The organism is Nocardia sp. NPDC059764, from assembly GCF_042732555.1.
Lineage (GTDB): Bacteria > Actinomycetota > Actinomycetes > Mycobacteriales > Mycobacteriaceae > Nocardia.
Genome location: NZ_JBHWHH010000026.1, coordinates 24010 through 46294, shown reverse-complemented (window position 1 = coordinate 46294; position 22285 = coordinate 24010). Strand labels below are relative to the sequence as shown.

Annotated in this window: 17 protein-coding genes; 13 read left to right on the top strand and 4 right to left on the bottom strand. The window is 70.5% G+C overall.

Features of this window, described 5'->3' with window-relative positions; all coding sequences use genetic code 11:
- The first annotated feature begins 39 nt into the window (after nucleotides 1-39).
- Nucleotides 40-3141 (top strand): FAD-dependent oxidoreductase, encoded by a 3102-nt coding sequence (locus ACFV4K_RS08150; RefSeq protein WP_379273052.1) that lies wholly within the window; start codon nucleotides 40-42, stop codon nucleotides 3139-3141.
- A gap of 3 nt (nucleotides 3142-3144) precedes the next feature.
- Here ACFV4K_RS08150 and ACFV4K_RS08145 read toward each other — a convergent pair whose 3' ends face one another.
- Entirely contained in the window at nucleotides 3145-4554 is a 1410-nt protein-coding gene (locus ACFV4K_RS08145; RefSeq protein WP_379273051.1) for an FHA domain-containing protein, read from the bottom strand.
- 242 nt (nucleotides 4555-4796) lie between these two features.
- Here ACFV4K_RS08145 and ACFV4K_RS08140 point away from each other — a divergent pair, with 242 nt between their 5' ends.
- The gene (locus ACFV4K_RS08140; RefSeq protein WP_379273049.1) at nucleotides 4797-5207 is read left to right on the top strand and encodes a hypothetical protein; all 411 of its coding nucleotides are present in this window, start codon (nucleotides 4797-4799) and stop codon (nucleotides 5205-5207) included.
- Between the two features lie 192 nt (nucleotides 5208-5399).
- On the opposite strand, the gene ACFV4K_RS08135 is transcribed toward ACFV4K_RS08140, so the two are convergent.
- Both ACFV4K_RS08135 and ACFV4K_RS08130 read right to left on the bottom strand, forming a co-directional pair.
- Nucleotides 5400-6938: a glycerol-3-phosphate dehydrogenase/oxidase gene (locus tag ACFV4K_RS08135; protein WP_379273048.1), complete on the bottom strand. Its 1539-nt coding sequence runs from the start codon at nucleotides 6936-6938 to the stop codon at nucleotides 5400-5402.
- A gap of 166 nt (nucleotides 6939-7104) precedes the next feature.
- Nucleotides 7105-7707 carry a TetR/AcrR family transcriptional regulator gene (locus ACFV4K_RS08130; protein ID WP_379273046.1) on the bottom strand — a complete coding sequence of 201 codons (603 nt, stop codon included), beginning with the start codon at nucleotides 7705-7707 and terminating at the stop codon, nucleotides 7105-7107.
- A 62-nt stretch (nucleotides 7708-7769) separates the two neighbouring features.
- Here ACFV4K_RS08130 and ACFV4K_RS08125 point away from each other — a divergent pair, with 62 nt between their 5' ends.
- The 6 genes from ACFV4K_RS08125 (at nucleotide 7770) to ACFV4K_RS08100 (ending at nucleotide 12194) form a co-directional block, all read left to right on the top strand.
- Nucleotides 7770-9404: an FAD-binding oxidoreductase gene (locus tag ACFV4K_RS08125; protein WP_379273044.1), complete on the top strand. Its 1635-nt coding sequence runs from the start codon at nucleotides 7770-7772 to the stop codon at nucleotides 9402-9404.
- Entirely contained in the window at nucleotides 9401-10327 is a 927-nt protein-coding gene (locus tag ACFV4K_RS08120; protein ID WP_379273042.1) for a diacylglycerol/lipid kinase family protein, read from the top strand. The genes ACFV4K_RS08125 and ACFV4K_RS08120 overlap by 4 nt, the downstream gene beginning before the upstream one ends.
- Nucleotides 10328-10578: 251 nt before the next feature.
- Nucleotides 10579-10782 (top strand): DUF397 domain-containing protein, encoded by a 204-nt coding sequence (locus tag ACFV4K_RS08115; RefSeq protein WP_379273071.1) that lies wholly within the window; start codon nucleotides 10579-10581, stop codon nucleotides 10780-10782.
- Nucleotides 10731-11378: a restriction endonuclease subunit S gene (locus ACFV4K_RS08110; protein WP_379273069.1), complete on the top strand. Its 648-nt coding sequence runs from the start codon at nucleotides 10731-10733 to the stop codon at nucleotides 11376-11378. Before ACFV4K_RS08115 ends, ACFV4K_RS08110 begins: the two co-directional genes overlap by 52 nt.
- 126 nt (nucleotides 11379-11504) lie before the next feature.
- The gene (locus ACFV4K_RS08105) at nucleotides 11505-11921 is read left to right on the top strand and encodes a type II toxin-antitoxin system Phd/YefM family antitoxin (protein ID WP_379273041.1); all 417 of its coding nucleotides are present in this window, start codon (nucleotides 11505-11507) and stop codon (nucleotides 11919-11921) included.
- A gap of 3 nt (nucleotides 11922-11924) precedes the next feature.
- Nucleotides 11925-12194 (top strand): Txe/YoeB family addiction module toxin, encoded by a 270-nt coding sequence (locus ACFV4K_RS08100; RefSeq protein ID WP_379273039.1) that lies wholly within the window; start codon nucleotides 11925-11927, stop codon nucleotides 12192-12194.
- A 111-nt stretch (nucleotides 12195-12305) separates the two neighbouring features.
- On the opposite strand, the gene ACFV4K_RS08095 is transcribed toward ACFV4K_RS08100, so the two are convergent.
- The gene (locus tag ACFV4K_RS08095; protein ID WP_379273037.1) at nucleotides 12306-12944 is read right to left on the bottom strand and encodes a class I SAM-dependent methyltransferase; all 639 of its coding nucleotides are present in this window, start codon (nucleotides 12942-12944) and stop codon (nucleotides 12306-12308) included.
- A gap of 316 nt (nucleotides 12945-13260) precedes the next feature.
- Here ACFV4K_RS08095 and ACFV4K_RS08090 point away from each other — a divergent pair, with 316 nt between their 5' ends.
- From ACFV4K_RS08090 to ACFV4K_RS08070, 5 genes are all read left to right on the top strand, one after another.
- On the top strand, nucleotides 13261-15954 hold the full coding sequence (locus ACFV4K_RS08090; protein ID WP_379273035.1) for a valine--tRNA ligase: 2694 nt from the start codon (nucleotides 13261-13263) through the stop codon (nucleotides 15952-15954).
- 71 nt (nucleotides 15955-16025) lie between these two features.
- The gene (locus tag ACFV4K_RS08085) at nucleotides 16026-17396 is read left to right on the top strand and encodes a bifunctional folylpolyglutamate synthase/dihydrofolate synthase (RefSeq protein ID WP_379273067.1); all 1371 of its coding nucleotides are present in this window, start codon (nucleotides 16026-16028) and stop codon (nucleotides 17394-17396) included.
- Nucleotides 17397-17579: 183 nt separating this feature from the next.
- Nucleotides 17580-17987 carry a DUF4233 domain-containing protein gene (locus ACFV4K_RS08080; protein WP_357279783.1) on the top strand — a complete coding sequence of 136 codons (408 nt, stop codon included), beginning with the start codon at nucleotides 17580-17582 and terminating at the stop codon, nucleotides 17985-17987.
- Nucleotides 17988-18152: 165 nt separating this feature from the next.
- Nucleotides 18153-18569, top strand: coding sequence for a nucleoside-diphosphate kinase (gene ndk / locus ACFV4K_RS08075; RefSeq protein ID WP_357279780.1), 417 nt, complete (start codon nucleotides 18153-18155; stop codon nucleotides 18567-18569).
- Nucleotides 18570-19050: 481 nt separating this feature from the next.
- Entirely contained in the window at nucleotides 19051-22152 is a 3102-nt protein-coding gene (locus ACFV4K_RS08070) for a translation initiation factor IF-2 N-terminal domain-containing protein (RefSeq protein ID WP_379273033.1), read from the top strand.
- Nucleotides 22153-22285 lie beyond the last annotated feature (133 nt).

Sequence of the window (22285 nt, the reverse complement as noted above, 5' to 3'; positions counted from 1 at the left end):
CGGCGCGATCGGCGGCCGCGCAGGGGAAGGGGTGGGAGCATGGCTGGTCGGCCGGTCATCGAGATCCGCGAATGGGGACGGCCCGCGCGGCGGCGCATGCTGGACGGGCCCATCGTGTTCGGACGCGACGGCAGCCACGAGGTGCTCGCCGACGGCGGGGTGTCCCGGCAGCACCTGCGGCTGGTGCCCACACCGACCGCGCTGTCCGTGGTCGACCTGGGAAGCCGCAACGGCACCACCGTCAACGGGGTGGCGTTGACCGGGCGGCGCGAACTGATGACCGGCGACGTGGTGCGGCTGGGACGCTGCGAGATCCTGGTGCTGCACATGCCCACCGCCGAACCCGACGGCTTCGACGGATCCGAGACCGTGCTCGGGCCCTCCGGCGTGATTCCGCGGCCGCCCGGCGCGGAACCCACCCCGCCGCCCGGCTGGGTGGCGGTCGCCAACCGGGTCCTCGGCCTCGACCCGACCGGGCAGCGGAACCTGTTCCCGGCCTTCACCGAACTGCCCAGCCGGATCCCGCTGCGGGTCTGGCAGGGCGCGCGCGTGCTGAGCATCACCGCGTATCTGGCCTTGATCGTCACGCTGTTCGTGCGGCCGGCGGGCGGGCTGTTCGTGTTCTTCAAGATCGTGGTGCCGCTGCTGCCCGGGCTGTTCCTGATCGCACCGGGGTTGTGGCGCAACACCTGTCCGCTCGCCGCCACCAATCAGCTGCCCCGGCTACTGCGCTTCACCCGCGGGGCCACGGCACCGGCCTGGTTGCAGCAGCGCGGGTATCTGATCGCGGTCGCCCTGTTCTTCGGCATCGCCGGATCCCGGGTCGCCGGACTGGATCGCAGCGGAATCGCCACGGGCATAGTGCTTTCCACGGTGCTGCTGGCCGCGTTCACCGGCGGCATCGCGTTCAAGGGCAAGAGCGGGTGGTGCTCCAGCATCTGCCCGCTGTTCCCCTTGCAGCGCGCCTACGGGCAGACGCCGTTCGTCACCATCGCCAACAACCACTGCCAGCCGTGCCTGGGCTGCGCCAAGAACTGCTTCGACTTCAAACCGCGCGCCGCCTACCAGGCCGATATGGCCGACCCGGATCCCGGCTGGAGCGCGCCGCGCAAACTGTTCGCCGCCGCGCTGCCCGGATTCGTCCTCGGATTCATGGTGCTGACCGGGTATCCGGGTGTTGCTGTGCCGCAACGGTATCTGGCGCTCGGGGCGGCCGTGCTGGTCGCGGTGGGCGTCTACTTCGCGGTCGAGGCGCTGACCGGGGTGAGCGCGGCCGTGCTGTCGGCGGTGTACGCGGCCATCGCGTTGAACGGCTTCTACTGGTTCGCGGGGCCGGTGCTGCTCGGGGCGTTCACCACCGTCACCGGTGTCGGGGGAGTGGCCTGGCTGCGGTGGCCGATCAGCCTGTTCGTCCTGGCGGCGACGCTGCTGTTCCTGGCGCGTACCCGGGTCGGTGAACTCCAGTACGCGCTCACCACCGGGGCGCGCACCGAACCCGTGCTGCTGCCGTTCCCACGCCCACGCGAGGCCGAGAAGACCACGGTTCCCGGCGCTTCGGTGGAGTTCGACGGCCGCACTGTGGCCGCCGAGATCGGCGTCAGCCTGCTCGATCTGGCCGAGAAGGCGAACCTGCCGCTGGAGTCGGGCTGCCGCATGGGCGTCTGCGGCGCGGATCCGGTCGCCATCCTCGAGGGCGGCGAGAAACTGTGCGCACCGACCGGTGACGAGCAGAACACCCTGCGCCGACTGGGATTCGCCGACAACACCCGCATGGCCTGCTGCGCGCGGATCAACGAAGGCGGCGTGCGCGTCTCGCTCACCCCGCAGCCCGGCCGCGCCACCGGCGACCGCCCCGCCCATTTCGACCGCTCCCTGGTGAGCCTGGTCGTCATCGGCACCGGCATCGCAGGCGTCACCGCCGCCGACTTCCTGCGCCGCGGCCACCCCGACTGCGAGATCCACCTGGTCGGGCGGGAATCCCACGACTTCTACAACCGCATGGGCATCTCCCGGCTCATCCCCGGCCGCTCCGCCATGCAGGGGCTGTATCTGCAACCCGAGCAGTGGTACGAGGACCACCGGATCACGCCGTGGCTGAATACTCTTGTCACACACCTGGATCCGCGTGCGCGACGAGTGCACCTCGGTACCGGCGATGTGCTGCCCTACGACCGGCTGATCCTCGCCACCGGCGCGTCGGCCGCGCTGCCCGAGATCGAGGGCCTGCACCGGCCGGGCAGTTTCGTGCTTCGGGAGGCCGGGGACGCGCTCGACATTCGGGCCTATGCCCAGCAGCGGTCGTGCACCCGTGCCGCGGTCGCGGGCGGCGGCCTGCTCGGACTCGAGGCGGCGTACGCGCTGCATCAGCTGGGTTTGCGGGTCACCGTGCTGGAGCGCGGTTCCCGGCTGTTGAGCAAGCAGCTCGACGCGCGCGCCTCCGTCATGGTCGCCGACCACCTCACGCGGGCGCGGATCGAAGTCCGGTACCGGGCCGAAACAGCCGCGCTGACAGGCGATTCCGGTCGCAGTGGACCCGGCGGCCCGGGTGGATCCGCGGCCGACCGGCGCCGGGCGGACCCCGTTCGCGGTGTCGTTCTGAAAGACGGCACCGTCCTGCCCTGCGAGGTCTTCCTCACCGCCACCGGCATCAAACCCAACACCGACTTGGCCGTGCGCGCCGGAATCCCTTGCCGTCGCGGCATTCTCGTGGACGACCGGATGCGTACCGCCGCGCCCGACGTGTACGCCGCCGGCGACGTCGCCGAACACCGTGACCGCGTCCTCGGCCTGTGGCCCATCGCGGCCGAACAGGCGCGGGCCGCCGCCGTCAACGCGCTCGGCGGACAGCAGGTGCTCACCGCGGAGACACCCGCCACCATCCTCAAGGGCGTCGGCCTGGAACTGTTCAGCATCGGCCGGGTCGAACCCGAGCAGCAGGACGAGGTGATCGTCGTCGACGGGTCGCCGCGGCCCTCCTACCGTCGCCTGATCCTGTCCCAAGGCCGGGTGATCGGCGCGATCGTCCTCGGCCACCACCCGACCGATGTGGCCGCCGCCCAGCAGGCCGTCCGCGCCCGCCTCGCGATCCCGCCGAACGCGCGCGACGCCCTCCAGCGCGGGGACTGGTCAGCGCTGCAATGAGATTCACGCCGTGCGGTAGGTGAGCACCCGCTCGCCGATCCGCAGGCTCCAGCCCGCCTTCAACTCCATCGGCTGCTGACCCACTCGAACCCAGTCCGCCGCACCGGGCGCCGCCACATAGGTGCCGCCGGGTGTGCCCGCGTCCCGGACGAACACCTGTCCCTTCTCGACGAACACGCGCGCGTGCACCCGGGACACGTGGCGGTCGCGCGCGATCACGATGGGCGAGGCCACCGCCCGACGCACCGCCTCGTCGATCATCGGATCGCGCCCGATCACATACGGGCGATCCAGCGGATAGGTCTCCCCCTCCGCGCTCGTGAGCGACGCGCCCGGACCCGCCAGCGTGGACGTGGACGGCGGACCGCCCGCTGCCCGCGTCTCGGCGACCTCGGGCTCCGAAACATAGGCGGCCGTCGGCGGCTGATCCTCCGGATCCGGGCGATCATCCCGCCGCTCGGCGGGCTGCGACGGGGCCGTGGGCTTCTTCGTCATGTCCGGGCCACCGGCTCGCGGAGTCGTCGCCGCGTTCCGGGGATGCACCGGCCCGGCTTTGGGCATCGAATCGGCCGTCGACGGGGAAACCGCCCGTGCACGATCGGCTTCCGCGCCCGCCGCGGGGGTGAAGCCGGTCTGCGACGGCGTGGGTGTGACCCGTCGGGTCACTTCCACATTCGCCCCGGAACCCGGCCCCTGCGCGTGCGGGGTAGGTGGCGCGGCGGCGTGCTGAGTGGGAGGCGGTATGGACCCGCGCTGGATGGCAGGGCTCGATGCCGAGGCGGGACCGGACGCGACGACCGGACCCGATGGGAGTTGTGCCGCCGGGCCGGATTTGGCCGGGGGCCGCTGATCGGGGGCGCGGTTCTGCGGGGGAGCGGAGTCCTGTGCGGGAGCGTGCGCCGCTTTCGCGGGTGAGTCGCGGCCGCGCTGGGAGGGGACTCCGGAGACGGGCGCGTGCAGGACTACGCCGCCGCCGGGCACGACGCCCGCGCGCAGGTCGCTGTGCGGGGTCTCGCCGGTCGCGCCGTCGGCGGACAGGGTCAGACGGCGGACCGGGTCCTGAATGATCTCGTCGGCCCAGGTCATGGCCCGTTGGCCGGAGAGGACGCGGTGGCCCTCGGGGCCGTCGACGGTGGCGGTGACCGAGCCGCGCAGCAGGATCAGGATGCCGCCCGCGGTGGGGGCGACCACGCCGAAGGCCGGGGGCTGGGCGGTGCTGCTGGTGAAGACGGTGGCGGCCAGGCGCTGGGCGATCGCCATGCCGGGGTCGGCCGCGTTCGCGGCGGTCTCGGCCGCGCCGAGGATGCGGTCCGTGGACGGGCTCTCGCCGTGTAGGACGATCACCACGTTTCCGAACCGGGCGACCAGCCCGGCCCCGGGTATCACCCCGACCGTCGTCGGAATCCGACCCATCCGCGCCTCCCTCTGCCCGCGCCTCTCCCCGCGCTCGGAACATCGCAGCCAAGCATATGACCGTTCCACACTCGTGCATATGGCCGGACCACAGCCGTGTATCCGGCAGGTCCGCAAGCCGATTGCAGCGACACGTGATCGGCGGATCGCCACAATGCGGCACGAAGCAGCAATCCGAGGGCCAGGATCGAGGCATCGTGCCGGGGCATTCGGCCCCGGCGGCACCCGATGAGGACCGAACCATGACGGGCTCGATCATCAGGACCACCACCGCCTCGGCGGCCACCCTCGCCACCGTCGCCGCGCTCGCCGCACTGGCCGCTCCCGCCGCGGCCACCGGCACCCGGGTCGGCATCGATCCGGGCATCAGCTTCGGCCCGGCCACCAACTACGGGACCGGTTGCTCCTATGACATCGACGGGATCGTCGACGACCCGGTCACCCCGGTCGTGTTCTACGACAACAGCGTTCCCTTCGCCGTCGCCAACCCCTCCGGCTCGCTGGCACAGGCCCGCTGGACGCCCACCACGCCCGGACCGCACCGCCTCCAGATCTGGCAGCGCCACGCCGATTCCCCGGACGTCTTCCCTTATGTCGACATCCAGGTGGGCACCGGACTGCCCACCGGCTCCGGCTGCGCCGTCCCCGGCTGACCGCCTCGTTGCCTCTGGCTGACCCGACGCCGTCCTCGGCTGACCGCCACACTCCGCGCGGCACGTCCCGGCACACTCGTGCGGCACGTCCCGGAGGTCAGGTCACACGGACGGTTGGTGCGGACGTGCTTCGGGCGACTGGTGGAACTGAGGAAGCAGGTCTGCGGAGGCGCTGCGGACGGCGGCCGGGAGCTACACGAAGGCTGCCAGCGCTGCCGGTTCGGCGGCCTTGCGGTCGGTGTCGACCAGCCCGATCCGGGTCCGGCGGTCGAGCAGATCGGATTCGTCCAGCGCGCCCTCATGGCTGACCGCGTAAGCGAATTCGGCCCCGGTGACATCCACGCCGGGGGCGACCTCCGCCGCCAGCGTCGGATGCTGGCGCGACAATTCCAGCACCGCGGCCGCCTCGCTGCCATAGCGCTCGACCAGCCGCGGCGGGGCCTCGATGGCGTCGCGTTCCGCACCGGAGACCGCGCCCACCAGCGGCAGCGCGCGAGTGCGGCACGGTGCGGCGGCGAGCCGCGCGTGTCCGACGGCCGCGTCCACCGCGTCCTCGGCCATCTTCCGGTAGGTGGTGAGCTTGCCGCCGACCACGGTGATCACGCCGGTGGGGGAGGTCAGCACCGCGTGCTCGCGGGAGATGTCGGCGGTGCTGTCGTCGCCGGTGCGCAGCAGCGGCCGCAGGCCCGCGAAACTGCCGCGGATATCGCTGCGGCGCAACGGCTCCCGCAGCACGGTGTTGACGGTGTCGAGCAGGAAGTCGATCTCACCGTCGGTGGCGTGCGGGACGTCCGGCACCGGGCCGGGCGCCTCCTCGTCGGTGAGGCCCAGGTACACGCGGTTGTGCGCGGCCGGGAACGCGAAGATGAAACGGCTGGTGCTGCCGGGGATCGGCACGGTCAGCGAGGCGGTCAGGCCGCCGAACGCGGCCGCGTCGAACACCAGGTGGGTGCCGCGCGAGGGCCGCAACTCGATGCTCGGATCCACCTGATCGGCCCACACGCCGGTGGCGTTCACCACCGAACGCGCTGTCACGGACAGGGTTTCACCGGTCAGCGTGTCCCGCAGCGTGGCCGAGGTGCCGGTGACGTCGACGGCCTCGACCCGGGTCAGCACCGTCGCGCCCTCCCGCGCCGCGGTGCGGGCGATGGCCATCACCAGTCGCGCGTCGTCCACCAGTTGCCCGTCCCAGGCCAGCAATCCGCCGCGCAGCCCGGACCGCCGCACCGTCGGGGCCAGCCGCAGCGCCTCCGCGGCCGCCACCCGTCGCGAGCGCGGCAGCACCGAGGCCGGGGTCCCGGCGGTCCGGCGCAGCACGTCACCGGCCAGGAATCCGGTGCGCACCAGCAGTTTCTGCGCCGTGCCGATGCTCGGCAGCAGCGGCACCACCTGCGGCAGCGCCCGGGTCAGGTGCGGGGCGGTGCGGGTGAGCAGGATGTCGCGTTCGACCGCGCTCTCGTGCGCGATCCCGACCCCGCCGCTGGCCAGGTACCGCAGCCCGCCGTGCACCAGCTTGGAGCTCCAGCGGCTGGTGCCGAACGCGAAGTCGTGCTTCTCCACCAGGACCGTGCGCAGCCCGCGCGCCGCCGCGTCCAGCGCCACACCGACACCGGTGATGCCGCCGCCGATCACCAGCAGGTCGATCGTGGACCCGTCGCCCAGCGCGGTCAGTTCCCGCTGCCGCCGCTCGCGATTGAGCGCGGAACTGGACGGAGCTGAATTGCTGGTCATGTCAGGGCCTTTCGTAGCGGTGTCGATGGAAGGGAATGAGTCCGTGGCGTCGCGCCGCCGGAGCGCCGATCCGTCCGTGCCGCCGACGCCCGTCCCGTGCCCGCGCCGACCCGGTCCACATGGACGGAATCGGTTCGCGGGCGCGGGATTCGGTCGCCGGACGCGTTCATCGTGGGCCGCAGTCGCCGGGGGCGGGGGCGAGGTAGCCGTGCAGGGCGTGGGTCAGTTCGGCGTCGAGGTGGTCGCTGTCGACCACCCCGGCGAAGGCGGACGCGGACTGGACCGCGGATTGGGCGATGAGCAGGAGCATGGCGGCCAGGTGCGCCGGATCGCCGTCGCGAATCGAGTTGTCGGCCTGGCCTTCCCGGATGCCTCCGGCGAACAGGTCGATGAGGGCGCGCTGGTTGCGGCCCAGGCGTTCGAAGACGTAGGTCTGCATCACGTCGGCGTCGGCGCGGAAGATCTTGGCGAACAGCGGGTTCCGCCGGATCATGGAGCCGCCGCCGACGATCGCGCCGACCAGGCGTTCCCGGGCCGTGCCGGTGCTGGGGGCGGTGTCGGCGACGATCTCGCGCAGTTCCCGCACCAGCAGGTCGGCCACCAGGGAACCGGTGTCGGGCCAGCGCCGGTACACGGTGGGCCGGCTGACGCCCGCGCGGCGGGCCACCTCGGTCAGGGTGGTGCGCCGGACGCCGAATTCGGCCACGCAGGCGCGCGCCGCGTCCAGGATCGCCCGATCGACGGCGGAAGATGGTTCGGTAGAGCTCATGGTTGCCACCATGGGAGAGTAGTTGCCGTTACTGCTTGACATTCTATGTCACACTGTAACGCATGGTCGACACACAAGCAGCTTCCGCATCCACTGCGAACTCGGGCGAGCCGCAGGTCCGCCCGAGTATGGTGTGGGACGCCTGGGGCTCCCCGGCCGGACACAAACCACTGTCCGAGCAGATCCGGGGACTGCTCACGCAGGTTTTCGGGGTGTCCGGCGAGCCGGTGACCCGTCGCGATGAGGGCGACGTGCCGCTGCGCGCCTCCGCACTCACCCCGGACCAGCACGCCGGGCTCGTCGCGGTGGTCGGAGCCGAGCACCTCTCCATCGACCACCGCGACCGGCTGCTCCGCGCCGGCGGCAAATCCACCCCCGACCTGCTGCGCCGCCGCGCCGACGGGGAACAGGACGCGCCCGACGCCGTCGTCTTCCCCGCCGATCACGACCAGGTCCTCGCGGTCCTGAAGTACTGCGCCGCCAATGCCATCGCGGTCGTCCCCTTCGGCGGCGGCACCAGCGTCGTCGGCGGCCTCGACCCCGCGCGTGGCGGCTTCGGCGCCGTCCTCGCCCTCGACCTGCGCCGCCTCGACACCCTCACCGACGTCGACCCGATCAGCGGCACCGCCACCCTCGGCGCGGGCCTGTCCGGTCCGCAGGCCGAGGAACTGCTTGCCCGCCACGGCCTTTCGCTCGGCCACTTCCCGCAGAGCTTCGAATACGCCACCATCGGCGGCTTCGCGGCCACCCGGTCCTCGGGCCAGGCCTCGGCCGGGTACGGGCGTTTCGACGACATGATCCAGCGCTTCCGGATCGCCACCCCCGCGGGCGATCTCGACCTGGGCCGCGCCCCCGCCTCCGCCGCGGGACCCGATCTGCGCGAACTGTTCTCCGGCTCCGAGGGCGCGCTCGGCATCATCACCGAGGTCACCCTGCGCGTGCACCCGATCCCCGAGACCACCGGCTACCAGGCCTGGTCCTTCCCGGACTTCACCACCGGCGCCAACGCCCTGCGCGCGGTCATCCAGGCCGGGGCCGCCCCGACCGTCATGCGGCTGTCCGACGAGGCCGAGACCGGCCTGAACCTGGCCCGCGCCGGGGACATCGGCGGTGCGGCCGTCGGCGGCTGCCTCGCAGTCACCACCTTCGAGGGCACCGCCGCGCACGTGACCGCCCGCAGCGCCGAGGCCGCCGCCCTGCTGGCCGCCGCCGGCGGCACCGCGCTGGGCGAGGCCCCGGCCAAGGACTGGGAGCACGGCCGCTTCGCCGCTCCCTACCTGCGGGACGCGCTGCTGGACGTGGGCGTGCTGTGCGAGACCCTGGAAACCGCCACCACCTGGAGCAATCTCGCCAACCTGAAGGAGCGGGTGACCGCGGCGCTGGTCGAGGCGCTCGGCCAGCCGGCCCTGGTCATGTGCCACATCTCGCACACCTACCCGACCGGCGCGTCGCTGTACTTCACCATCGTCGCCAAGCAGGCCGAGGACCCGATCGCGGGCTGGGCCGTGGCCAAGAAGGCCGCGGGCGACGCCATCGTGGCCGCCGGCGGCACTATCACCCACCATCACGCCGTCGGCGCGGATCACCGCCCGTGGATGACCGACGAGGTCGGTGACCTAGGCGTGCAGGTGCTGCGCGCGGTGAAGAACGCGGTCGACCCCACCGGAATCCTCAACCCTGGGAAGCTGATTCCGTGAGAACCATCCGCTCCATCGCCCTGGTGACCAACCCGCTGTCCGGGCACGGCAAGGGCGCGCTGGTCGCCGTCGAGGCGGCCAACCGGTTCGCCGAGTTCGGCGTCCAGGTCACCGAGATCCTCGGCGACTCCGCCGCCGACACCGAGCGGCTGGTCCGCAAGGCCCTGGCCGATCCGGACGCCCGCCCCGACGCCGTCGTCGCCGCGGGCGGCGACGGCCTGGTCGGCGTCGTGCTGCAGGCCCTGGTCGGCACCGGCGTCCCGCTGGGCCTGATCCCCGGCGGCACCGGGAACGACCTGGCCCGCGAACTCGGCGTCCCCGACGAGACCGCCGCCGCGGTGGCCACCATCCTGGACGGCCGCACCCGCGCCATCGACCTCGGCACCGTCGAGACCGAGGAGTCGGGTCGCGCCGTCTGGTTCGCCACGGTCACCGGCACCGGCCTCGACGCCCGGGTCACCCTGCGCGCCAACGCCTTGCGCTGGCCCAACGGCCCGATGCGCTACACCGTCGCCGCCCTGCTCGAACTCGCGGGCAAGCTCGCGGTGCCGTACCGCATCGAACTGACCGGTTCCCCCGACCACCCGGACGGCACGGTCCTCGAACTCGACGCGGTCATGGTGGCGGTCGGCAACACCCGCACCTACGGCGGCGGCATGCTCATCACCCCCGACGCGGTCATCGACGACGGCCTCCTCGACCTCACCGTCGTCGGAGCCATGTCCCGCCTGGAAATGCTGCGCCTGCTCCCGACCCTGTCCTCCGGCAAGCGCATCGACCACCCGGCCGCGGTCCAGTACCAGGCCCGCGAGATCCGTCTCACCGCCCCGGGCGCACCCGCCACCGCGGACGGCGATCCGGCCGGTGTCCTCCCGGCGCTCTTCCGCGCCCACCCCGGCGTGCTGGACGTCCTCGTCCCCTGACACTCGCTGTGCCCCGTATCGGAAAGATATGGGGCACAGTGCGTATCGGTTGGGTTGACGTGGGCCGCCTCGCCGTCGATCGCAAGCCGGAACTCTCGGCCTGGATGCGCGCTCGAATCTCCGCGACACTCCGGCCATCGCCATGGACGGTGCGCACGCCGCCGGCGCGTGTGGCGTGCGTGGGCCGATCTGTCGGGGCGATCACGAACCCGAGCGCAATTCCCAACCCGGTGCCCAGCACGAGATACGCGATGACCTCGATCATGGCGCACCCCAAATATTCCAGGTCCCCGACCCGCGCCGCAGAATGCGTCGAAGCCGCACACCTGCCGGGCGGTCAGGTCGGTATCCGCGACTCCAAGCAGGCCCCGCACGGCCCGACTCTCCTCTTCCCCGGCCCCGCCTGGGACACCTTCACCGCCGCCGTGCAAGCGGGTGCCTTCGATCAATCCTGACCGATCGTCGGCCATGGTGCTCCCCGATTAGCAGGCGAAACGGTGACGCGGCGCACGTCGTCGGCCGCGACACCGCCGACCGGCTCACCAGATATCGGCTCGAACCCGGGGACATCCTGGTGGTCCGCAGCGCGCAAACCGACCCGGCCATCGTCACTGGTAGCCCAGGCCGAATGCTGATGGGCAACAACCTCATTCGACTCCGAGTTCGCGACATCACGCGAACCGACCCGGACTACCTGCTCGCCTGGCTGTCCAGCACCCGCGGCAAAGCTGACATCCTCGCTGCCACCACCGGCTCTGTCGTCCCGACGCTGAGCAAGCAGGCCCTCGGCAATCTGACCGTCACCCTGCCGCCCATTGCTGAACAACGCCGGATCGGTGCCGCCATGCGGGCCGTCGACGACCAGGTCGCCGACCTGCGAGCCCTGGCCGATGCCGCCGACAAGGCTCGGGTGTCGCTGGTAAATGGCCTGGTCACCGGGGTGGCGAGGCTGAAAGAGGCGCCAGGTCTGGGCAATTCGCCGGTGACCGAGCCACGTGATCACCACGCGGCCACTCTCGGGGTCCTCGCATCCAAGCTGTACCACGCGTAATGCGATTGCGGCCTGTCATCGTATTGCTCACGTGGCTGCCTCGGGCCCCTGATTCAAAGCTGTACGACATGTCGTACGACTGCGTTGTATCCTTGGTCTGCAACGTTCCCAGGTGAGGGGTGTCCAATGCCGTCGCTGCCTATATCGAAAGTCCGCGAGAATCTGTTCGGGCTGGTCAAGCAGGTCAATGACGACCACGACACCCTCACCGTGGTCACCAAGACCGGCGAGAACGCAGTCCTCGTTGCTGAGGCCGATTGGAACTCCCTCATGGAGACCCTTTTTGTGCTGCAGACCCACGGTGGCGTCGCACTGTTGAAGTCCGCGGCTGATGCTCGGGCGGGCCGCACGAGTGCGCACGCCCTCATCGAACCCGACGACGAATCCAACCTCGTTCCGGTCGGGGACGCTGCGGCCGAGCAGGAGGAGATCGCGACGATTCACCGCCTGCTGTCGGAGCTGATCAACAAAGGCGCCACGCGTGAACGCATCCGCAACCTAGTCGGCGAACTACAGGAGGCTCTCGACGAAGCGGGAGCGTGACCCGTGCCCGAGCGCAAGCTGACCTTCACTGCCCAAGGGTGGCGCAGTTACGAATCCTGGCTGACTCGTGATCGCCAGATATTGAAGGCCGCCAACCGATTGATCGCCGCCATCCTGGCCGACCCTTTCACGGGCATCGGCAAACCTGAGCCCCTACGTCACCATCTGGCCGGCCACTGGTCCCGGCGCATCACGCAGGAACACCGACTCATCTATTACGTCACCGACACTGAGATCGCGGTCGTGCAGGTCGGCGGTCACTACGACGACTGAGTCGGGAGTACTTTCGTGCCGCCGCCTCGCGCTTGCCCTGGCTCGGCCGTCAGACGGTCTCAGATGGAGCTCGGCGCGCTGGGCTTGCTGGTCCTCTGAGCCATGCGGTATTCAGGCCGGGCGGGCGATGAGCAGGTAGCCGGTCATCGGCCTGTTGGTGACCTCGCGCTGATCGACCGTGAGGCCGGCCCGCTCCAGCGCGGCACGGACCTCGGCGATCGGGCGTAGCGTGAATCCGTAAGGGGTGAACGGCATTTTCGCCATCGCGTCCGGGTCGCCGATGCCGATCACCAAGCGGCCCTTGGGCTTCAGGACGCGAGCCAGCTCGGCGCAGGCCGCGTCCAGCTCGGGAACGAAATAGATGGTGTTGCAGGTGATCACGGCGTCCAGCGAGTCGTCGGCCAGGGGGAGTTGGGTCAGCGATCCCTCGACCAGGCGCAATCGCTTGGAGGACACGTCGGCCGAGTACTCGGCGCGAGCCCGGGACAGCATGTCCGCGGAGAGCTCGACGCCGGTCACGGTGCCGGTGGTGCCGACTCGGCCCAGGAGCAGGGTGAGGCCGATGCCGCCGCCGAAGCCGATATCGGCGGCCGCGTCGGTGGGGGTGACCTCGGCGGCGGTGACCGCGGCCTCGATCAGGGGGCGGTTGCCTCGGTTGAGCATGCGGGCGACCACCTTGCCGAGGGTGCCGCTGGGGTGGCCCAGCTGGCCGGCGACCGTCGACATCAACCGTGTGACAATCGGATTCATGGATTTCAGGCTACCGGTCGGTTGCCTCGAAAGGGTTGTGTGACGACACGGACACGACTCCGGTCACGACGCGGGAACAATGTGTCCGACACAACGTGAATGCAACGAAACCTGGTCTACCCTGGCCCATTTGGCTCAGAACCTGAGAATTGGCCAAGGATCCGGGGGAATGCGCCGAAACGGCGGTAGGCTGGCCATCGAGGGCGGGGCTTTCGGTGTCCCTCATCCACCGAGAGCCCCGCCCTTCGGCTATCCAAAATCACCCCTGGGAAAAACCCGGTCGTTGGGCGATAATCCCAGCCCTTAGAATCACACGGTGACCAGCGCAGCCTCTGAGAACCCGCGTAATCGTGCCGATGCCCTCCCCAAGAGCTGGAACCCCAGCGACGTCGAGGCCGACCTGTACGAGCGCTGGGTAGGCGCCGGTTACTTCACCGCCGACCCGGGCAGCGCCAAGCCCGCGTACTCGATCGTGCTTCCCCCGCCGAACGTCACCGGCACCCTGCACATGGGCCACGCCCTCGACCACACCCTCATGGACCTGCTGACCCGCCGCAAGCGCATGCAGGGCTTCGAGGTGCTGTGGCTGCCCGGCATGGACCACGCCGGCATCGCCACCCAGACCGTGGTGGAGAAGCAGCTCGCCGTCGACGGCAAGACCAAGGAAGACTTCGGCCGCGAACTGTTCGTCGACAAGGTCTGGGACTGGAAGCGCGAATCCGGCGGCCAGATCCAGGGCCAGATGCGCCGCCTCGGCGACGGCGTCGACTGGAGCCGCGACCGCTTCACCATGGACGACGGGCTGTCCCGCGCCGTGCAGACCATCTTCAAGCGGCTCTACGACGCGGGCCTCATCTACCGCGCCGAGCGCCTGGTGAACTGGTCGCCGGTGCTGAAGACCGGCATCTCCGACCTCGAGGTGGACCACAAGGAGGTCGAGGGCGAGCTCGTTTCCCTGCGCTACGGCTCCCTGAACGACGACGAGCCGCACGTGATCGTCGCCACCACCCGCGTGGAGACCATGCTCGGCGACACCGCCGTCGCGGTGCACCCCGACGACGAGCGCTACCAGGCCCTCATCGGCACCACCGTCTACCACCCGATCACCGGCCGCCAGATCCCGATCGTGGCCGACGACTACGTGGACCCCGAATTCGGTTCCGGCGCGGTCAAGATCACCCCGGCGCACGACCCCAACGACTTCGAGCTCGGCCTGCGCCACAACCTGCCCATGCCGACCATCATGGACATCACCGGCAAGATCGCCGACAGCGGAACCGAATTCGACGGCATGGACCGCTTCGAGGCCCGGGTCAAGATCCGCGAGCGGCTCGAGTCGGAGGGCCGCGTGGTCGGCCGCAAGTACCCCTACATCCACCAGGTCGGCCACTCCGAGCGCTCCGGCGAACCCATCGAACCCCGCCTGTCCATGCAGTGGTGGGTCAAGGTCGAGGGCATCGCCAAGGCCGCCGGCGACGCGGTCCGCAACGGCGACGTGAAGATCCACCCGGCCAGCCAGGAACCGCGCTGGTTCGAGTGGGTCGACAATATGCACGACTGGAACATCTCCCGTCAGCTGTGGTGGGGCCACCGCATCCCGATCTGGTACGGCCCCGAGGGCGAGATCGTCTGCGTCGGCCCCGACGAGCAGGCCCCCGAGGGCTACGTCCAGGACCCGGACGTGCTCGACACCTGGTTCTCCTCGGGCCTGTGGCCCTTCTCCACCATGGGCTGGCCCGACTCCACCGAGGAACTGCGCAAGTTCTATCCGACCAGCGTGCTGGTCACTGGCTACGACATCCTCTTCTTCTGGGTCGCCCGGATGATGATGTTCGGCATGTTCGTCTCCGACGATCCGGTGCTGACCGCGGGCAAGGACGCCATGCAGGTCCCGTTCCAGGATGTGTTCCTGCACGGCCTGATTCGCGACGAACACGGCAAGAAGATGTCGAAGTCGCGCGGTAACGGCATCGACCCGCTGGACTGGATCGAGGAGTACGGCGCCGACGCCACCCGCTTCACCCTGGCCCGCGGCGCCCAGCCCGGCGGCGACCTCTCGGTCGGCACCGCGCACGTCACCGCCTCGCGCAGCTTCATCACCAAGCTGTTCAACGCCACCAAGTTCGCGCTCATGAACGGTGCGCAGCCGGGCGAACTGCCCGCCCGCGACACCCTCACCGACAGCGACCTGTGGATCCTGGACCGCCTCGACGAGGTCATCGCCGAGGTCGACGGCGCCCTGGACCGCTACGAGTTCAGCAAGGCCCTCGAAGGGCTCTACCACTTCGCGTGGGACGAATTCTGCAGCTGGTACCTGGAATTGGCGAAGGTCCAGTTCGCCGACTCCGAGGAGCGCGCCGCCAGCACCCGCGTCGTGCTCGGCACCGTCCTCGACGCCGTGCTGCGCCTGCTGCACCCGGCCGTCCCCTTCGTCACCGAGACCCTGTGGCAGGCCCTCACCGACGGCGCGGAGGGCGAGTCCATCGTCATCTCCTCCTGGCCGGCCGTCTCCGGCGCGACCGCCGACGCCGCGGCCGCCCGCCGCGTCGCCGACACCCAGAAGCTGATCACCGAGATCCGCCGCTTCCGCGCCGACCAGGGCCTGGCCGACAGCCAGAAGGTGGCGGCCACGCTGATCGGCATCGACACCGCCGACCTGCGCGCCCAGGAAGCCGGCATCGCCAACCTGGCCAAGCTCACCGCCGCCGGTGACGACTTCGCCGCCACCGCGTCGCTGGAGGTGCGCCTGTCCGCCGCCACCGTGACCGTCGAGATCGACACCTCCGGCACCGTCGACCTCGACGCCGAGCGCCGCCGCCTGGAGAAGGACCTCGCCGCCGCCCAGAAGGAGCTCGCCGGCACCAACGGCAAGCTCGGCAACGAGGCCTTCCTGGCCAAGGCCCCCGACGAGGTGGTCGCGAAGATCAAGGCGCGCAAGGAGATCGCCGAGGGCGACGTCGAGCGCGTCACCGCCCGTCTCGCCGAGATCGCCAAGCTGGCCGCCAAGTGAACGACGAACCGGAGCGCCAGTACGGGGAAGGCTCGCTGACCCACGGCACCTCCCCGGTGGATCTCGCCGAAATGGCGCTGGTCGAGGCCGAACTCGACCAGCGCTGGCCGGAGACCAAGATCGAGCCGTCGTTGTCCCGGATCGCGACGCTGATGGACCTGCTGGGCTCGCCCCAGCAGTCCTATCCGGCCATCCACATCGCGGGCACCAACGGCAAGACCTCGGTCACCCGCATGATCGACTCGCTGCTCACCGCGCTGCACCGGCGCACCGGCCGGATCACCAGCCCGCACCTGCAGCTGGCGACCGAGCGCATCGCCATCGACAACGCGCCCATCACGCCCGGGCGCTACGTGGAGGTGTACCGGGAGCTGCTGCCGTACATCGAGATGATCGACGCCCAGTCCAAAGCCGCAGGCGGCCCGGCCATGTCGAAGTTCGAGGTGCTCACCGGGATGGCCTACGCGGCCTTCGCCGAAGCGCCGGTCGACGTGGCCGTGGTGGAGACCGGGCTGGGCGGTCGCTGGGACGCCACCAATGTGATCGACGGCCAGGTCGCCGTCATCACTCCCATCGGTCTCGACCACACCGAATTCCTCGGCCCCGATCTCACCTCCATCGCGGGGGAGAAGGCCGGGATCATCAAGAAGGCCCCCGAGGACGAACTGTCCCCGCGCGACACCGTCGCCGTCATCGCCCAGCAGGAACCCGAGGTCATGGACGTCCTGCTACGCCGGGCCGTCGAGGTCGACGCCGCGGTGGCGCGCGAGGGCTCGGAGTTCCAGGTGCTGTCGCGCCGGATCGCCATCGGCGGGCAGATGCTCGAATTGCAGGGCCTCGGCGGCGTGTACGACGAGATCTTCCTGCCCATGCACGGCGAACACCAGGCCCGCAACGCGGTGCTGGCCCTGGCCGCGGTCGAGGCGTTCTTCGGCGCGGGCGCGTCCCGTCAACTCGATATCGATGCCGTGCGAGCCGGATTCGCGAGCTGCGTCAGCCCCGGCCGGATGGAGCGCATGCGCAGCGCGCCCACCATCTTCGTCGACGCCGCCCACAACCCGCACGGCGCCAAGGCGCTGGCCGCGACCCTCACCAGTGAATTCGACTTCCGCAAACTGGTCGGCGTGATCGCGGTGCTGGGCGACAAGGACGCCGGCGGCATCCTCGACGCCCTGGAACCGGTCTTCGACGAGATCGTCGTCACCGAGAACGGCTCCCCGCGCGCCCTGCCCGTCGACGACCTGGCCAACCTCGCGGTCCAGCGCTTCGGCGACGAACGCGTGGCGGTCGCCCACGACCTGGCCGACGCCATCGAAACCGCCATCGCCCTCGCCGAGGGCGGCGAAGGCGATGGCACGATATCCGGTGCGGGCGTTGTGATCACCGGGTCGGTGGTCACCGCGGGTGCAGCCCGCTCTCTTTTCGGAAAGGATCCCGCTTGACGTCCTCCCCGTCGTTTGTGCGGGGATTCCTGACCTCGCGGTCAGGGTTTTCTGCTTCATCGCCGACAGCCCGCCAGGAGTGCTCTCCCATGAGGTCTTACATAAGCTCCACAGACCGTTGCCGCCCGCCCGGCGGCCACCACCATGTTAAGTCGCAACTCGGGTGCGCACGGAGGTTTTCCAATGAGTGATGATCCAAAGCCCGAAGTTCCGCAACCAGCGACCGACCCGTGGAAGGGCCTGCGCGGCGTCATGGCCGGGACCCTGGTCCTGGAGGCCATCACCGTGCTGCTCGCGCTGCCGGTGATCAGCGCGGTCGGCGGCGGCCTGCGCTGGTGGTCGGTGCTCTACGTGGTGGGCCTGGCAGTGGTCATGTTCCTGGGCGCGGGCGTGCAGCGCCGCTCCTGGGCCATTCCGTTCAACCTGGCCCTGCAGGTGGCTCTGCTGCTGGGCGGCTTCATCCACATCTCGATCCTGGTGATCGGTGTGGTGTTCGTCGCCGTGTGGGTCTTCGTGCTGTTCCTGCGCTCGGACGTGAAGAAGCGCATGGAGGCGGGAACCCTACCCAGCCAGCGCATGTCGGGGGCGTAGATACCGTTGCCCCAGGGCGACAGCTGATTTCGCTGCGCCCGGGGTAACTCGCCGGGTACGTCCGGAGTTGTTCCGGGTCCTGACCGCCGGTCCGCGAATGGTACTGGCAATGGCTCTCAGCTGTGCGCTTTAGTCGCGGAGAGGCGGGGGAGCTAGAGTTCATCCGTGACTGAGCAGACCTTGGTACTCATCAAGCCCGACGGCGTGGCCCGCGGCCTCGTCGGGGAGATCCTCACCCGCATCGAGCGCAAGGGCCTGAAGCTCGCGGCCATGAAGCTCGTGAACGTCTCCGAGGAAGTGGCGGTCGTCCACTACGCCGAGCACGCCGAGCGTCCGTTCTTCGGTTCCCTGATCGAGTTCATCACCTCCGGCCCGGTCGTCGCGGCCGTGCTCGAGGGTGAGCGCGCCATCGCCGCCTTCCGTCAGATCGCCGGCGGCACCGACCCGGTCGAGAAGGCCGTTCCGGGCAGCATCCGCGGCGACTACGCCCTCGAGACCCAGTTCAACCTCGTGCACGGCTCCGACTCGCCGGAGTCCGCCAAGCGCGAGATCGACATCTGGTTCCCCGGGTTCGCGCACTGATCTTCCGGGAGCGTTTGCTCCCGCTTCCTCCTCGGCCGGGTCCGGGGCCACGCCCCCGGACCTGCCACCCAGCGGCCGCTCGCGAGACTCGCGAGGCCGCTCCGGGCCGCGTGGGCACGACGCCCCGGCACGGTGTGGGATACTGGCTCTGGAAGTGACCGACGCCGGCCGTTTGCGGCAGGCATCGTTCACTTTCGATTGACACCGCGGAGCGACGGACGATCATCGCTGCCGCCGACGGCTCCAAGACTCGGCCGCCGGGCAGGCACGCTGGATGAACGCTCGTGACACGGAGTTGAGCCAACCAACCAGGCGCCACGTGACCAGTTAGCCCGAACGACGAGATACCGGTGATAACGGGCCACGCGGCGCGAAGACTTACGATCTCGCGCCTCCGGGCGTGAGGCCAACAAGACAGTGCCCCCGCGTCGGCCGCGTCACTCCTGAAGAGGAACGCGCCCGGGGGCCCCGAGGAGATTTCGTGGCCGATCAAGAGCCGCAGGACGCATCGCAGGTGAACGGTGAAGGGGGCGCTCAGATCACCCCGGCTGCCGGACAATTGCCGGAACGGATCCGAGTGCACGCACTGGCGAAGCTGCTGGGCACCACCAGCAAACGTATTCTGGCCCACCTGACCGAGATGGGCGCGCAGGCGAGAAGCCCGCAATCCAGTCTGGACCGGACCGTCGCCGAGACCGTGCGCGACGCCTTCGGACCGCGTGATGTCGAGGCCGCCCCCGCCGGACCCGAACCGATCGCCGAGACCACCGTCGACGCCGCCATCGCCGCGGACGACGACCGGGCCGCCGACGAACTGGCCGCCGAGGAAGTGGAGGCGGCCGAGGCCGCCGCCCCGGCCGCCACCGCGCAGACCACCCTGTTCGCCAGCCCCTTCCTGAGCGAGGCGCAGGCCGAGGAACAGGTCCAGTACCAGCCGTCCGCCGTCGTCGCGGCGCCGCTGTTCCTGTCGCCGGACGCTGCCGCGGTCGAGGAGACCCGCCGCAAGCGCCGCGAGCGCAAGCCGCGCGCCGAGGAGCCGGTGGCCGAGGAGAAGGTCACCGAGGACACCGCGGTCACCGAGGAGGCCGCCGCCGAGGACGTCGAGGACGAGGGCGACTGGGACGGCGATCAGGATCGTGAGCAGCGTGAGGGCACCTCGCGCCGCCGTCGCCGGGGCCGTCGTGGCCGCGGCCGGGGCCGGGGCGAGCAGCACGGTGACGCCGACGGCGAGGACGGCGAGGAGTCCGAGACCGAGGACGAGTCGGCCGAATCCGCCGAGACCGACACCGCCGACGAGGACGACGACGCGGGCGTGCCCGAGGGGTCGAGCAGCCGTCGCCGCCGTCGCCGCCGCCGCCGCAAGGGCGGGGAGGACAACGAGCCCGAGGTTTCCGACGACGACCCGCCGAACACCGTCGTGCACGAGCGCGAGCCGCGCAGCAAGCGCCGCGCCCAGGTCGACGAGGTGCAGGGCATCAGCGGTTCGACCCGCCTGGAGGCCAAGCGCCAGCGCCGCCGCGACGGTCGCGAGGCCGGCCGCCGCCGCCCGCCGATCCTGACCGAGTCGGAGTTCCTGGCCCGCCGCGAGGCGGTGGATCGGGTGATGGTGGTGCGCGAGAAGCACTTCGCCGACCACCCGACCTCCACCACCCAGGTGGCGGTGCTCGAGGACAACATCCTGGTCGAGCACTTCGTGACCTCCACGGGCTCGGCGTCCATGGTCGGCAATGTGTACCTGGGCAAGGTGCAGAACGTGCTGCCGTCGATGGAGGCCGCCTTCGTCGACATCGGCCGCGGTCGCAACGGCGTGCTGTACGCGGGCGAGGTGAACTGGGAGGCCGCCGGTCTGGGCGGCAAGGAGCGCAAGATCGAGCAGGCGCTCAAGCCCGGTGACACCGTGCTGGTGCAGGTCTCGAAGGATCCGGTGGGCCACAAGGGCGCTCGCCTGACCACGCAGATCAGCCTGGCCGGTCGCTTCCTGGTGTACGTGCCGGGCGGTTCGTCGACCGGTATCTCGCGCAAGCTGCCCGACACCGAGCGCAAGCGGCTCAAGGAGATCCTGCGCGACATCGTGCCGCAGGACGCGGGCGTCATCATCCGCACCGCGTCGGAGGGCGTCTCCGAGCCGGAGCTGGCCCGCGACGTGGAACGGCTGCAGGCGACCTGGCGCACCATCGAGGACCAGTCCAAGCAGGGCTCCGGTACGCCGAAGACCCTGTACGAGGAGCCGGACCTGCTGGTCAAGGTGGTCCGCGACCTGTTCAACGAGGACTTCTCGAAGCTGGTCATCGAGGGCGAGCGCGCCTGGACGACGGTCGAGAACTACGTCCGTACCGTCGCGCCGGACATGCTGGCCCGGGTCGAGCGCTACGACAGCAGCGCGGTGGACGTCTTCGGCAGCCTGCGCATCGACGAGCAGTTGGCCAAGGCGCTCGACCGCAAGGTGTGGCTGCCCTCGGGCGGCACCCTGGTGATCGACCGCACCGAGGCGATGACCGTGGTCGACGTCAACACCGGCAAGTTCACCGGGTCGGGCGGGTCCAACCTCGAGGAGACGGTGACCCGCAACAACCTGGAGGCGGCCGAGGAGATCGTGCGCCAGATGCGGTTGCGCGACATCGGCGGCATGATCGTGGTCGACTTCATCGACATGGTCCTGGAGTCCAACCGGGATCTGGTGCTGCGCCGCCTGACCGAGGCGCTGGGCCGCGACCGCACCCGTCACCAGGTCTCCGAGGTCACCTCGCTGGGCCTGGTCCAGATGACCCGCAAGAAGCTGGGCACCGGCCTGGTCGAGGCGTTCTCCACCACCTGTGAGACCTGCCACGGCCGCGGCATCCTGGTGCACAACTACCCGGTCGAGTCCTCGGCTCCGGCGGGCGACGGCGGTGAGGGCGTGAGCCGTCGTGAGGGGTCGCGTCGTCGTCGCAAGGACCGCAACGCGGCCGCCGCCGAGGTCGCCCCGGCTGTCGAGCCGGTGGCCGAGGAGCCGGCCGAGAAGCACGAGGACGAGGTGGAGAAGGCCGAGAAGGCCGCCACCAAGCGGGCACACCCGGTCGCGTTGGCCATGGCCGCGCACGCCGATCACCCCGATGAGGACGGCGTCGTCGAGGGCGCGCCGCTCACCAACGGCACCGCCGCGGCGGCGATGACCGAGGTCGCCGCCCTGGACGCGTCGGCGGAGGCCGCCGAGCTGGTGGAGGAGGCGCAGGCCGCATCCGGTGCGCAGGCCGCCGAGTCCGCGCCCGCCGCGGACACCGTGGTGGTCGAATCCGAGCCGGAGGCGATCGAATCGCCGATCGCCGAGGCGCACGCGGCCGTGGCCGTGGTCGCCGCCCTGGAAGCCGCCGCGGCCGAGCCGGTCGCCTCGGGTCGTCGTCCCGCCCGTCGCCGGGTGGCGCGCACGGCGTCGGCTCCGGCCACCGACAGCAAGGGCGCGGTGTTCGTGCTCTCCAGCGGTGATCAGGCCGACAAGCCGGGCTTCAACCTCGACGACCTGGCTCCGGCCGTGGTGCCGCCGCGGGCCCGCCCGCGTCGCCGGGCCGCGGGCCGTCCGGCCGGTGCGCCGGAGGGCGAGAACTAGTCTCCGTCCAGCGAAGACGCAGTGGCCCCGCCGAGTCCCGGCGGGGCCCGCTGTGTTTCGCGGGGCAACAGGGGCTGGCGTAGGCCATCGGGCGCGTGCGTGTGCGTGTTCGGGCGTTCTACTTCTTCTGGTA

Excerpts from the sequence above, each read along its gene's own strand:
- ACFV4K_RS08150 (WP_379273052.1), top strand. The coding sequence starts at position 40 with ATGGCTGGTCGGCCGGTCATCGAGATCCGCGAATGGGGACGGCCCGCG.
- ACFV4K_RS08145 (WP_379273051.1), bottom strand. The coding sequence starts at position 4,554 with ATGGGTCGGATTCCGACGACGGTCGGGGTGATACCCGGGGCCGGGCTG.
- ACFV4K_RS08140 (WP_379273049.1), top strand. The coding sequence starts at position 4,797 with ATGACGGGCTCGATCATCAGGACCACCACCGCCTCGGCGGCCACCCTC.
- ACFV4K_RS08135 (WP_379273048.1), bottom strand. The coding sequence starts at position 6,938 with ATGACCAGCAATTCAGCTCCGTCCAGTTCCGCGCTCAATCGCGAGCGG.
- ACFV4K_RS08130 (WP_379273046.1), bottom strand. The coding sequence starts at position 7,707 with ATGAGCTCTACCGAACCATCTTCCGCCGTCGATCGGGCGATCCTGGAC.
- ACFV4K_RS08125 (WP_379273044.1), top strand. The coding sequence starts at position 7,770 with ATGGTCGACACACAAGCAGCTTCCGCATCCACTGCGAACTCGGGCGAG.
- ACFV4K_RS08115 (WP_379273071.1), top strand. The coding sequence starts at position 10,579 with ATGACCTCGATCATGGCGCACCCCAAATATTCCAGGTCCCCGACCCGC.
- ACFV4K_RS08105 (WP_379273041.1), top strand. The coding sequence starts at position 11,505 with ATGCCGTCGCTGCCTATATCGAAAGTCCGCGAGAATCTGTTCGGGCTG.
- ACFV4K_RS08095 (WP_379273037.1), bottom strand. The coding sequence starts at position 12,944 with ATGAATCCGATTGTCACACGGTTGATGTCGACGGTCGCCGGCCAGCTG.
- ACFV4K_RS08085 (WP_379273067.1), top strand. The coding sequence starts at position 16,026 with ATGGCGCTGGTCGAGGCCGAACTCGACCAGCGCTGGCCGGAGACCAAG.
- ACFV4K_RS08080 (WP_357279783.1), top strand. The coding sequence starts at position 17,580 with ATGAGTGATGATCCAAAGCCCGAAGTTCCGCAACCAGCGACCGACCCG.